Raw genomic sequence first — 12473 nt, forward strand, 5'->3', positions numbered from 1 at the left:
CCGGCGCCTACGACGTCATCCACGCCCACGACTGGCTCGTCGCCCACACCGCGATGACGTTGCGCGACCACCTGGACATCCCGCTGGTCAGCACGATCCACGCCACCGAGGCCGGTCGGCACCAGGGCTGGCTGCCGGAGGAGATGAACCGCACCATCCACGGTGTCGAGCAGTGGCTCAGCAGCGAGTCCAACCGGGTGATCGTCTGCTCCGGGTACATGCGCGACGAGGTGAACGCGCTGTTCGGCGTACCGGCCGGGCGGGTCGACGTGGTCGCCAACGGCGTGGAGCCGCACCGCTGGCGGGTACCCGCGCGTGCCGTGGCCGCCGCCCGCGCCCGCTTCGCCGGCAACGGCCCGCTGGTCACCTTCGCCGGCCGCCTGGTGTACGAAAAGGGCGTGCAGCACCTGATCGCCGCGCTGCCCCGGCTGCGCGAGCGGCACCCCGGGCTGCGAGCCGTGATCGCCGGCGACGGCCCGTACCGCGCCGAACTGGAGGCCGAGGTGCACCGCCGCGGCCTGGGCGGCATGGTCACCATGCCGGGCTTTCTGGGCGGCACCGACCTGCCGGCGCTGATGGCCGCGTCCGACTGCTTTGTCGTGCCGAGCATCTACGAGCCGTTCGGCATGGTCGCCCTGGAGGGAGCCGCGGCCGGCGCTCCCCTGGCCGTCGCCGCCACCGGTGGCCTCGGCGAGATCGTCGAGCCGGGCGTCACCGGGATGACCTTCCGCCCGCACGACCCGGAGAGCCTGACCGACGCCGTGGACGCGCTGCTGTCGGACGCCGACCGTTCCCGCGTCATGGCCCGCCGCGCCCGCCGGATGGTCCACGACCAGTACGGCTGGGCCGCCATCGCCCAACGCACCGCCGCCAGCTACGCCGCCGCCATCCACCACGACGCCGCGTTCACCGCCGAGCGCGCCGAGCAGCGGATGTCCCAGGGGCGGGCCCTCCCGGCGCTCCCCGAGGGCAACCTCCTCGCCGCCGCCGGCCTGCGCTGACCCTCCACGGCCCGGGCCCGGGCCCGGCTCGGACTGACCCGGCCCGGACTCGGGCCTGGCTCGTGCTCGTGCGGCCTTGATCGACTCGGTTTCCATGAAGTCGGGCTGTCCCGGTGATGGGGACCCCCCGACTTGCGGTTGATCGATTCGGTTTCCTTGAAGTCGGGGCGTCCCGGTGCTGGGGACCGCCCGACTTCCTGAAGGCCGAGTCGATCATGATGTGAGGAGCGCCGCGCACAGCTCCGCGCTGGGCCGCCGGGCTGTGCGGCCGAACGCCCGGGGAGCCGGACCGGGCGCGTAGTTCGCCGCCGGGCGCCGGCCGCGCCGCTGAATGCCGGGCCATCGGGCCGGGGGTCGCGCAGCCCAGCGCCGGTCGGGCCAGCCTGTCAGAATGTGCGAATGTCTCCTCCTGTCGACGCCCTGGATGCCAGTTTTCCGGTCGCCGCCTCGATCGCGCTGGACCTGATCCGACGCCCCGAGGTGACCGAGCGGTGGTCGAGCCCGAGCGCGCTGCCGCACCTGTCCGTGGGTGGCCTGGCGTGCCACCTGGGCCGTCAGGCCGTCCGCGCGGCGGAGCTGCTGCCGACGCCGACCGACCTGCCAACGTTGGAGTCGGCCGACAACCACTACGAGCGGGCCGCCTGGGTCTCTGAGGGGTCCCCGGACAAGGACACCGTCGCCTCCGGCCCCGACGAGGCCGACGCCGTACGCGGGCCGGCCGACCTGCACGCCCGTTCCGCCCGGGCGGTGGAGGAGGTCGGCGACCTGCTCTCCCGAGGTGCGGCCCGTGAGATCGTGCCGATCCCGTGGCAGGGCTGGTCGCTGCGGCGCGGTGATTTCCTGCTCACCCGTCAGCTGGAGATCGTGGTCCACTCCGACGACCTCGCGGTGAGCGTCGGCGTGCCCACGCCGGAGTTCCCGGCGGACGTCTTCGACCCCGTACGCGACCTGCTGGTCCGACTGGCCGTGCGGCGCAACGGCCAGTCCGCGCTGATCAGCGCGCTCAGTCGCAGCGAGCGGGCCAAGGACATCTCCGCCTTCTGACCGCCCGCCCCGTCGCCCGGACCCGGGCCGGGTCGGGCCACGGCCACCGCCCAAACCCGCCACCCCGACCCCGGCCGGGCCACCCACCGCCGCCACCCAAACCCGCCACCCCGACCCAGGCCGGGCCACCCACCGCCGCCGCCCACGCCTGCCGCCCGGACCCTGGCGCCCAGGGCCGGCATCGCCCCGCGCGTGATCGACTCGGCTTCCTGGAAGTCGGGGTGTCCCGACATGGCGGACACCGCGCCTTCAAGGAACCCGAGTCGATCATGCCGGGACGGGGCCATGTCGTCGACCGGCGAGGCCCAGACCCAGGGGTTGACGCCGATGGACGGGGCAGCTTGGAGCGCGGAAAGGCGGCAGGCCGCCGGCCCCGAGGGGTCGACGGCCTGCTGGTGAAGCGAGGAGCGGGTCAGCGCTCGCCGAAGGGGACGTAGTCCCGCTCGGCGGAGCCGACGTAGACCTGCCGCGGGCGGCCGATCTTGGTCTCCGGGTCGTTGATCATCTCGCGCCACTGGGCGATCCAGCCGGGGAGCCGGCCGAGCGCGAACAGCACGGTGAACATCTTGGTCGGGAAACCCATGGCCTTGTAGATCAGGCCGGTGTAGAAGTCCACGTTCGGGTAGAGCCGACGGGAGACGAAGAAGTCGTCGGCGAGGGCGATCTCCTCCAGCTCCATCGCGATGTCCAGCAGCGGGTCGGGCTTGGCCATCCGGCCCAGCACGTCCTGCGCGGCCTTCTTGACGATCGCCGCCCGCGGGTCGTAGTTCTTGTAGACCCGGTGGCCGAAGCCCATCAGCTTGACGCCGTCCTGCTTGTCCTTGACCTTGCGGACGAAGGACCGGACGTCGCCGTCGCCGGCGTGGATCTGCTGGAGCATCTCCAGCACCGCCTGGTTGGCGCCACCGTGCAGGGGGCCGAACAGCGCGTTCACGCCGGCCGAGACCGAGGCGAACAGGTTGGCGTTGCTGGAGCCGACCAGGCGGACGGTCGACGTGGAGCAGTTCTGCTCGTGGTCGGCGTGCAGGACGAAGAGCATGTCCAGCACCTTCGACATCACCGGGTCGACCTCGTACGGCTCCGCCGGCACGCCGAAGGTCATCCGCAGCAGGTTGTCCACGTACCCCAGCGAGTTGTCCGGGTACAGCAGGGGCTGACCGATGGACTTCTTGTACGCGTACGAGGCGATGGTGGGGACCTTCGCCATCAGCCGGACCGTGGAGATCTCCACGTGCTCGGAGTCGAACGGGTCCAGGCTGTCCTGGTAGAAGGTGGACAGGGCGCTCACCGCGGACGAGAGCACCGCCATCGGGTGGGCGTCCCGGGGGAAGCCGTCGAAGAAGCGGCGCATCTCCTCGTGCAGCAGCGAGTGCCGCCGAATCCACTCGGTGAACTCGGTCAGCTGCTGCTCGGTCGGCAGCTCACCGTAGATGAGCAGGTAGGAGACCTCCAGGAAGGAGGACTTCTCGGCCAGCTGCTCGATCGGGTACCCCCGGTAACGCAGGATCCCCGCGTCGCCGTCGATGTAGGTGATCGCGGATGAGGCAGCGGCGGTGTTGACGAAACCGGGGTCGTACGTGGTCATCCCGGTTTCCTTCAGCAGCTTGCTCACCCCGATACCGGCGGGGCCCTCGACCGCAGGATGCACCGGCATCGACAGCTGCCCACCGGGGTGATCGAGCTTGACTTCCGTCATGTGGTTCCTCGCTTCGCCGGCAGATCTACGTTGAATTGCCTTCGCTTCTACCGTAATTGCGGCTCGGGGGACAACGCCCGCCGTGGTTCGGCGGTGAGGTATGCGTCACCCGATTCCCGACCGGGCCGCCGGGAAACCCGGCATCCCGCCAGCCGGGACCGGACCGGACCGAACCCGGGAACAGGCCGGACCGACCCGGAGGCCAGACCGGACCGAACCCGGAAACCTCTTCACGACAGGGCAAGGCGTCGCAGCGTACCGTCCGTCGCGACCTGGAAGACGTCGAGCTGGTTGGTGCCGGCGTGGAACAACCTGTCGTCGGCGAGCAGGGCGGCGAACCGGCGTCCGCCGGGGTCGGCGGGCACCACCGGGACGACGGCCCCGATCCGGCCGTTGACGGCGACGGCGAGGAGGGTGCCGTCCGGGATCCGGTCCGGCACGTCGCCCCAGACGAGCGCCGGGAGGGTGCCGGTGTCCGGGTCGGTGGCGGTGAACGCGGCCAGGTCGGCGACCCGGGCGCTGCCGGCGGCCGGGCCGGCGCGTACCTCGGTGCCGACCAGGGGGTGCGGTGTCGGCAGGGGTGGCGGGGCGGGCACGCCACCGGGGAAGGTGACCGGTTCGCCGGGGCGGTCGTAGAAGTGCTTCGTACCGTCGGGGCGGGGTGCCTGCCGGGCGGAGCGCCCGTCGGCCTGCCAGGGCAGCCGGATACCGGCCTCGTCGGCCACGGTCGGCAGCAGGTCGACGTGTTCCCAGTTGCGGTCGTCCACCCGGCCGGTCTGCTGTCGGGGTTCCTTGACGAACGTCGGCACCCAGGCGACCTCGTCGGCGGCGGCCTTGATGGCGTCCATGCCCCGGCCCTGGGCGCCGGCACGGAAGCTGACCCCGTGGTCGGCGGTCACCACGACGAGGGCCTGGTCGTAGAGGCCGTTGGCGCGCAGCGTCCGCAGCGTCTCGCCGATCAGCCGGTCGGTGTAGCCGAGCTGGGCGAGGTGCCGCTGCCGGGCCAGGTCGACCCAGCCGGCGCCGTCGTTGGGCAGGTCCTCGGGGGCGTCGTAGCGCGCCCCGGACGGCAGGTACGCCCACGGTGAGTGCGGCATCAGCAGGTGCAGGAAGTGCAGGGTGGGCCGGGTCGTCGGCTTCAGCCCGGCGAGGAAGCTGGTGAACCGGGCCGGTTGGTTGTCGTCCAGGCTGTCCCACCGGAACGTCGGGTCGGCCGGCACCGGTTCGGCGGCGTCCAGGCCGGCCTCGGCCCGGGTCTGCTCGCGGTACGAGTCTTCCGGGTCGACAGTGCTCTCCGTCGGCCCGGCGACCCGGCCGAGCAGCTTGCCGGTCTCCCGGACCAGCACGCCGAGCCCCTGCTCGGGGGTGACCGGCTGCTCGCAGCGGCTGGGTGGGCAGAGCCGGGTGATGCTCTCCTCGGCGCGGATGTCGTACAGGCCGCCGAAGGCGGTGAAGATGTTGTCCGGGTACTGCGAGTAGTGCGGGGCGACCGCCCGCGCCGGGTAGCGGCCGGTGAGCATCGCCGGCAGCGCGTTGGGCGTCCACCCGCTGACCCCGGTGGAGTTGCGGTACCAGGTGGAGCCGCCGGCCAGCTCCGCGAAGTGCGGGTACCGCCCGGCGTCGATCTTCCCGTCCGCGCCGAGCAGGCTGACCAGCGGCAGCTCGTCGAGGATCAGCATGACCACCGGCGGGTGCACGGCCGAGCCCTGCGCGGTGCCGGCCGCACCGCCGTCGCCGCGCGGCAGGACCACCGCCGAGGTGGGTGAGGCGAGCAGGAACAGCGCCACGAAGACCACCGGGCCGGCGGCGGCTAGCCGCAGCACCCGGCCCGGCGCCCGCCACCGCCGGTGTGCGGCCGCGCCGGCGGCTCCGGCCAGCACGGCCACCAGCAGCAGCGGTACGCCCCGAAGCGGCGTCACGTGTCGGCCCACCTGCACGGCGAGGGCGGCGACCAGCAGCCCGACCAGCGCGGTGTGGGTGATGGCGCGGGCGGTCCGGCCGGCGAGTCGGCTGAGCGCGCCGAGTAGCGCCACCGCGAGGGTGGGGAGCACCGTCACCAGGGCGACCAGGAGCAGGATCTGGGCCGGGTCGGCGCGGTGGAAGAGGAAGAAGTCGGGGCTGCGGCCGAGCACGTCCAGCAGTGGCTGGGTGACCACGAGACCGACCAGCGCGACGATCTCCAGCAGCCGGCCCAGCTCACCTCGCCAGCCCTGGTCCCACCGCCCCGGGGTCGGGGACGGCCGGTCGGGCGGGGCCGGCGGGTCGACGGAAGCCGGTTCAGCCACCCATCACCGTCCGGTAGAGCGTGCGGGTGCCGGAGGGCAGTTCCAGCCGGTCGGTGATCCGCCCCCGGGCGGCGAGCAACGACTCGAAGGCGTCGCGTCGGTAGTCCGGGAAGAGATTTGCGGGCTTGTTGGCCAGCAGCCGGGTCGCCATCGGGTCCTCCGGGTGGACGAACTCCACCACCATCGCGCCGCCCGGCGCGGTCAGCCCGGCCAGCCAGTCGACCACCTCGGGCAGCGGCACGTTGCGCCCGATCGCCAGGTGGTGCACCACGGCCAGGGCGAGCACCACGTCGGCGGACGCCCGCTCGGCGAAGCCGGCCCGTTCGACGCCCCGCCAGCCGCCACCCGGCGAGGGGTCGGCCAGGTCCAGCACCAGCGGCAGGATGCGGCGCTGCCCCTCGGAGCGCAGCTTTCGGTACAGCTCGTCGACGACGGTCGGGTCCTGCTCGACGGCGACCACGTAGTCGGCGTGCCCGGCCGCCAGCCGGGAGTACCGGCCGTCGTTGGCGCCGAGATCGAGCACCAGGCGGGGGCGGGCGCCGGCGGCCACCGCGACGGCCACGAACTGTTCCTTCGCCACCCGGTCGCGGGCCGAGTAGCCGCAGGTGCGCTGGTAGTCCGACCAGTGGGTCTCGGGCGGGCGGCGGTCCAGCCTGCGGACCAGTTTCTCGATGCCACGTACGGTGGCGAGCAGCAACTCCCGGGAGAAGCCGGCGGCCCGCAGTTGGTCGCGTACCTCGGTGGTGCTGGCGGCGGCGTTGCGTTGCTGCATGGCCCCGTGCAGGTGCAGGTGGGTCAGCACGCCGGGGCGCAGCCGACGGGCCCCGGTGAAGAGCGGCCGCAGCTCGTCGGCCTCGATGCCGTCGACCCGGGCGCGCAGCCACGGTTGGAAGTCGACGCCCAGGTGGGCGGTGAGCATCAGCGGGTAGAGCGCGGTCTGGCAGAACTGCCGGTAGCCGGCCCATGGTTCGCCGTCGCGGACCGGTTCGAAGGAGCCGATGTCGATGAAGACCGGTTGGGCGCCGCGCCACTGGAGGTTGTACGCCGAGCCGTCCTTGGTGGTGAAGCCCTCGCCGAGCGCGGCGTTGAGGATCTCCAGGTGCAGCAGGGCGGCGTCGCGCAGCATGCTGAACGACCACTCGTACGGGTGGGAGACGAACGGGATGCGTTCGTGGCGCAGCACGGCGGCCCACGGCGTCCCGGTCGCGGCGGGCACCAGGGCGGGCGGGGCGTCCTCGGTGGCGCAGACCTTGCGCGCGGCGACGAGCGCCGGGAAGAACGTGCTGCCGGTCAGTGCCCGCCAGTGCTCGGCGGCCTGCGGGTTCAACCCGCGCAGCACCTCGTCGCCGACGTGGAAGACCCGGTTGGCCGGGTCGCGGAAGGAGGCCGGCTCGGGCCGTACCTCGGTGGGTGAGATCGCCATCGTCGGGACTGGGCCGCTCAGCGCTGGTCGGTGGGCTCGCGGCGGAACCGGTCGACCAGCCGTCGCCAGTAGAGCTTCGCGGCGACCGCGGCGCCGGCCACCCCGCCGACGACCGCCTGCACGATCAGGCTGCCGGACCCCGCGTCCAGGTAGGCCAGATGTTCCACCGATCGCTCCTTGCCCTCGCCGTCTCGACAACCCGGCGTCCCGGCCGTACACCGGTGAGGCTTTTGACCCAGAAAGCCGGACTTGTCCATCACCGTACGCCGCTCGTCGTCGCCGTCGCGGGCACATCGGCGTACTCCCAGCCTGGCCACAGAATGTGGCCGGGACGGCCGGTCGCGCCGGTACGCTGCGGACGTGCGCTGGACGATGGTGGACGCGCCGCTGGACTCCTCCGGCGCGGGGCGCGGCGAGGAGCGGGCCCCAGCCGCGCTGCGCCGAGCCGGCCTGCGCGAAGCCCTGGCCGCCGACGACGACGGGCAAATCGACGAGGCGCGGTTACGCGACCCGCACCGCGACCCGGCGAGCGGGGTGATCGGCGCGGCGGGCCTGGTCCGAGCCGGCGGCGCCATCGCCGCGCGGATCGGCGGGCTCATCGCGGACGGCCACCGACCACTCGTGCTCGGCGGGGACTGCGCGATCCTGCCCGGCATCTGCCGGGCCCTGCCCCCGGCGACCGACCTGTGGTTCGTCGACGCGCACCCGGACTTCCTCGACGGCACGAGCTCGCCGACCGGTGAGGCCGCCGACATGGACCTCTCGGTGGTCACCGGGAACGGCCCGGCCGCCGCCGTCGGCGCGGTGGGCGCGCTGATCGAGCCGAGCCGCGTCCACCTGCTCGGGCACCGCCCGGCCACCGACGAGAACAGCCGGGTCGAGGCGGCCCGGATCGACCCGGCGATCCACCAGGTCAACGCCGCCGAGTTGCTGCGCCGGGGCGCGGCGACGGTCGGCGCGGGCCTGGCCGCCGACGGCGACGGACCGGCCTGGCTGCACCTCGACCTGGACGTGGTGGACCCGCGCGACCTGCCCGCGGTGACCTACCCCGAGCCGGACGGCCCGCGCTGGGCGGACCTGATCGCGCTGGTCACGCCGTTGGCCCGCGCCGACCGGCTGCTCGGGATGAGCGTGACCGACCTGAACACCGACGAGGACCCCGACGGGCGGCACACCCGGCGCGTCGTCGAGGTCCTCACCGAGATGCTGTGCGGCTGACCGGCACCGGTGTGCCGTGCGGTGATCATGCGTCAGCTGTGGGATTCGGCAACCGGACGGTGAACACAGTCCGACCTGCACGGCTCTGCACCCCGACCGTGCCGTGGTGGGCCTCCACCACGGCCGCGACGATCGCGAGGCCGAGGCCGGTGCTGCCGTGCGCGCGGGACCGGGAGCTGTCGCCCCGGGCGAACCGCTCGAACATCTCCGGTTGCAGCTCCACCGGCACCCCCGGCCCGTCGTCGGCGACGGTGAGCACGGCGCTGGCGGCGTCGACGGCCAGCGTGGTGGTGACCGTGCTGCCGGGCGGGGTGTGCACCCGGGCGTTGGTGAGCAGGTTCGCCACCACCTGGTGCAGCCGGGCGGCGTCGCCGGGCACCCGGATCGCCACCTCGGGCAGTTCGAGCTGCCAGCGGTGCTCGGGGCCGGCGACGTGCGCGTCGCTGACCGCGTCCACCACCAGGGCGGTCAGGTCGACCGGTTCGACCGCGAGCGGACGGCCGGTGTCGAGGCGGGCCAGCAGCAGCAGGTCGTCGACGAGGCTGGTCATCCGGGTGCTCTCCGACTCCACCCGGCGCAGCGCGTGCGCCACGTCGGCGGGCACCTCGTCGCGGCCACGCCGGGCCACCTCGGCGTAGCCGCGGATCGCCGCGAGGGGCGTCCGCAGTTCGTGGCTGGCGTCGGCGACGAACTGGCGTACCCGGGTCTCGCTGGCCTGCCGGGCGGAGAGCGCGTCGGCGACGTGACCCAACATCCGGTTCAGCGCCGCGCCGACCTGACCGACCTCGGTGCGCGGGTCGGTGTCGGCGGCCGGGACCCGGACGGCGAGCGCCACCTCCCCACGGTCCAGGGGCAGCTCGGTGACGCGGGTGGCGGTGGCGGCCACCCGGTGGAGCGGTCGCAGGGTCGCCCGCACGATCAGCGCACCCGCCACACCGGCGAGCAGCAGCCCGACCGCGGCCACGGCGGCCTGCGCGGCGGCCAGCGCCCAGACGGTCTCCTGGACACCGGATAGCGGCACCGCGACGACACGTACCCGGCCGTCCCAGTACTGCCGGGCCACGGCCCGGTAGTCACCGCGATCGCCGAGGTCGACGGTGCGCGGTGCGGTGTCGACCGGCAGGTCCGCCAGCGCGGCGACCTCCCCCACCGGCACGGACTGCGGGTCGGGGAACGCGTTGGAGGCGCTGTTGTTCAGGGTCCGGGCGCTGGTCACCCGACCGTCGGTGATCTCGGCGACCACCGTGCCGGACGGCAACCCGGGTGGGATGCTCGGTCCGTTGCCGGGGAAGGTCGGCCGCCCCGGACGGTCACCCCGCATCCCCGTCGCCGGGGCCAACTGGGCGTCGAGCCGGTCGATCAGGAAGTGCCGCAGCGCCACCGTGGTCAGGCCCCCGATGCCGACGCTGACCAACGCCAGCAGCGCGAGCAGGGCAACCACCAGTCGGGTACGCAGGGAGCGCCCGGCCAGCCACCCCCGGGCGGCGCGCAGCGGTCGGCGGCTACTCGGCGGGCTTGAGGACATAGCCCGCGCCGCGCAGCGTGTGGATCATTGGCGCCCGGCCGGCGTCGATCTTCTTGCGCAGGTACGAGATGTACAGCTCCACCACGTTGGCCTGGCCACCGAAGTCGTAGTTCCACACCCGGTCGAGGATCTGCGCCTTGCTGAGCACCCGACGCGGGTTGCGCATCAGGTAGCGCAGCAGCTCGAACTCGGTCGCGGTGAGGGTGACGAGCTGGCCGGCCCGGCGGACCTCGTGGCTGTCCTCGTCGAGGCTGAGGTCACCCACGGTCAGCACCGCCTCCTCCCGGGCGGTGATCGCGAGCCCGGAGCGGCGCAGCAGCGCGCGCAGCCGGGCGATCACCTCCTCCAGGCTGAACGGTTTGGTGACGTAGTCGTCGCCGCCGACGGTCAACCCGGCGATGCGTTCCTCGACCGCGTCGCGGGCGGTCAGGAAGAGCACCGGCACGGTGGGGGCGTGCTCGCGCAGCCGGCGCAGCACCTGAAAGCCGTCCAGGTCGGGCAGCATCACGTCGAGCACCACCGCGTCCGGCTGGAACTGTCGGGCGGTGCCCAACGCCGCCATGCCGTTGCCGGCGGTGCGGACCTGCCAACCCTCGTAGCGCAGGGCCATCGACAGCAGGTCGGTGAGCGTCGGTTCGTCGTCGACCACCAGCACCCGGACGGGTTCACCGTCGGGGCGACGCAGCTCGATCCGGCTCGGCGTGGCCCGCCCGTTCATGACCATGGGCCCCATCGTGGCCGCCACGCCTGTGCCACGCCCCTGCGGAAGCTGTGCGCCAGCTGTGCGACCGGGCCGACGCGACGCCGGCGTCGCCACCGGTCAGCCCCGCCTCGTGGTCACTCGGACACCCCGTACGCGTCGGTGCGCACGAAGCGCATGCTCCAGCCGCCCGCCTCGTCGGGCCGGTCGCGTTCGTAGAGGTGGTCGGGGCCCGGCTGAACCGGGCCCGTGCCGTCCGGGTGTCGCATGATCCAACGCTGGGGTGGGGCGCCGTCCGACCCGGCCGGCAGCAGCCGGACCAGACCGTCCGCGGGCCCGCCGACGAAACGTACGGTGACCTCGCTCATCGCGGCGTCCCCTCGGGTGACCGTGCCGGCACAATCGGTGACACCGGCTCTGGCTCGCAAGCTACCGCACGCGCCGCCGTGGCGCAGCGAGGTGCGCGGGGCCGCCTGCCCCCGAATCGGGCTCCGGTTTGCCCAGGTCGGCGCTCGGGTACCGGCATCTGAGCACCCGCCGTCGGCGGGGCCAGGACGAGGAGTGGTCGATGCGCATGCTGGACGGGCGGTACCGGCTCGAACAGCGCATCGGAGTGGGTGGGATGTCCGAGGTGTGGCGGGCGTACGACCAGGTGCTGGATCGGCCGGTCGCGGTGAAGCTCATCTCGCCCGGCCGCGACGATCGGGACGGCCCGGTGGACCGGATCCGCGCGGAGGCCCGGTCGGCGGCCCGCCTGGAACACCCGAACGTGGCGAGCGTGCACGACTTCGGCACCTCCTCGACGTGGCCCGGCCGGCCGGTGCCCTACATCGTGATGGAGTTGGCCGAGGGTGAGACGCTCGCCGTGCACCTGCGCGCCGGCCCGCTGGACTGGCAGATCGCGGTGCGGGTCTGCGCGGAGGTCGCCGCCGCGCTGGCCGCCGCGCACGCCGAGGGCATCGTGCACCGGGACGTCAAGCCGGCCAACGTCATGCTCACCCCGGCCGGGGTGAAGGTGCTCGACTTCGGCATCGCCATCACCGCCGGGGAACCGGACCCGATGCCGACCGGCATGGTGCTGGGCACCCCGGCGTACCTGGCGCCCGAACAGTTGGACGAGGCGCCGGCCACCCCGGCCGCCGACATGTACGCCCTCGGCGTGCTGCTCTACTACAGCCTCACCGCCCGCCTGCCCTACCGCGCGGCGACCGCCAGCGAACTGCTGCTCGTACGCCGCCGTCAGCCACCGGAGCCGCTGCCCGACATCACCGGGCTCCCGCCGGAGGTCGCCGAGCTGTGCCACTCCTGCCTCGCCGACGACCCCGAGCAGCGTCCGACCAGCCTGGTCGCCGCGCTGCTGCTGGCCGAGGCGGTGGACGCCCGGGTGTACGTGCCGATGACGATCCCGACGACCCGCCGGCCGGTACCGATGTCGCCGTGGACCGAACGGGCCGCCGCGGAGGCCACCGAGGCGGTGGCGGTGGCCCACGAGCCGAACCTGCCCTCCGCGCGCTGACCGCACGGGGTTTCGCCGAGCGGTCCGGCGTTTCGCCGGGCGGCGGCGGGGTAGCCCCTGGTGAG

The 12473-nt window shown here is 73.5% G+C and carries 11 protein-coding genes; 4 read left to right on the top strand and 7 right to left on the bottom strand.

Going from position 1 to position 12473, the window contains the following annotated elements; translation table 11 throughout:
* Together AC5L30_RS27790 and AC5L30_RS27795 are read left to right on the top strand one after the other, a co-directional pair.
* The coding region (locus AC5L30_RS27790; protein ID WP_494870772.1) for a glycosyltransferase family 4 protein at nt 1–1001 on the top strand (1001 nt) is incomplete at its 5' end.
* A 399-nt stretch (nt 1002–1400) separates the two neighbouring features.
* A complete protein-coding gene (locus AC5L30_RS27795) occupies nt 1401–2045 on the top strand; it encodes a maleylpyruvate isomerase N-terminal domain-containing protein (RefSeq protein WP_494870774.1) in 645 nt (214 codons plus the stop codon).
* Nucleotides 2046–2457: 412 nt separating this feature from the next.
* On the opposite strand, the gene AC5L30_RS27800 is transcribed toward AC5L30_RS27795, so the two are convergent.
* The 4 genes from AC5L30_RS27800 to AC5L30_RS27815 form a co-directional block, all read right to left on the bottom strand.
* On the bottom strand, nt 2458–3741 hold the full coding sequence (locus tag AC5L30_RS27800; RefSeq protein WP_112698363.1) for a citrate synthase: 1284 nt from the start codon (nt 3739–3741) through the stop codon (nt 2458–2460).
* Nucleotides 3742–3971: 230 nt separating this feature from the next.
* Complete coding sequence (locus AC5L30_RS27805; protein ID WP_494870776.1) at nt 3972–6026, bottom strand: sulfatase-like hydrolase/transferase; 2055 nt, start codon at nt 6024–6026, stop codon at nt 3972–3974.
* Nucleotides 6019–7449 carry a class I SAM-dependent methyltransferase gene (locus AC5L30_RS27810; RefSeq protein WP_494870778.1) on the bottom strand — a complete coding sequence of 477 codons (1431 nt, stop codon included), beginning with the start codon at nt 7447–7449 and terminating at the stop codon, nt 6019–6021. The genes AC5L30_RS27805 and AC5L30_RS27810 overlap by 8 nt, the downstream gene beginning before the upstream one ends.
* 17 nt (nt 7450–7466) lie before the next feature.
* Nucleotides 7467–7616 (bottom strand): hypothetical protein, encoded by a 150-nt coding sequence (locus tag AC5L30_RS27815; protein WP_494870780.1) that lies wholly within the window; start codon nt 7614–7616, stop codon nt 7467–7469.
* A 193-nt stretch (nt 7617–7809) separates the two neighbouring features.
* Here AC5L30_RS27815 and AC5L30_RS27820 point away from each other — a divergent pair, with 193 nt between their 5' ends.
* Nucleotides 7810–8667 (top strand): arginase family protein, encoded by an 858-nt coding sequence (locus AC5L30_RS27820; RefSeq protein WP_494870781.1) that lies wholly within the window; start codon nt 7810–7812, stop codon nt 8665–8667.
* A gap of 25 nt (nt 8668–8692) precedes the next feature.
* Here the strand turns inward: AC5L30_RS27820 and AC5L30_RS27825 are convergent, their stop codons facing one another.
* The 3 genes from AC5L30_RS27825 to AC5L30_RS27835 form a co-directional block, all read right to left on the bottom strand.
* Nucleotides 8693–10192, bottom strand: a complete 1500-nt coding sequence (locus AC5L30_RS27825) for a sensor histidine kinase (RefSeq protein ID WP_494870783.1) — start codon at nt 10190–10192, stop codon at nt 8693–8695.
* Nucleotides 10170–10916, bottom strand: coding sequence for a response regulator transcription factor (locus AC5L30_RS27830; protein WP_494870784.1), 747 nt, complete (start codon nt 10914–10916; stop codon nt 10170–10172). Before AC5L30_RS27830 ends, AC5L30_RS27825 begins: the two co-directional genes overlap by 23 nt.
* Nucleotides 10917–11029: 113 nt before the next feature.
* Nucleotides 11030–11260, bottom strand: coding sequence for a DUF8847 domain-containing protein (locus tag AC5L30_RS27835; RefSeq protein ID WP_091408172.1), 231 nt, complete (start codon nt 11258–11260; stop codon nt 11030–11032).
* A gap of 200 nt (nt 11261–11460) precedes the next feature.
* Between AC5L30_RS27835 and AC5L30_RS27840 the strand changes: the two genes are divergently transcribed.
* On the top strand, nt 11461–12408 hold the full coding sequence (locus AC5L30_RS27840; protein WP_494870786.1) for a serine/threonine-protein kinase: 948 nt from the start codon (nt 11461–11463) through the stop codon (nt 12406–12408).
* The last annotated feature ends 65 nt before the right edge of the window (nt 12409–12473 follow it).

Source organism: Micromonospora sp. BQ32 (genome assembly GCF_059358895.1).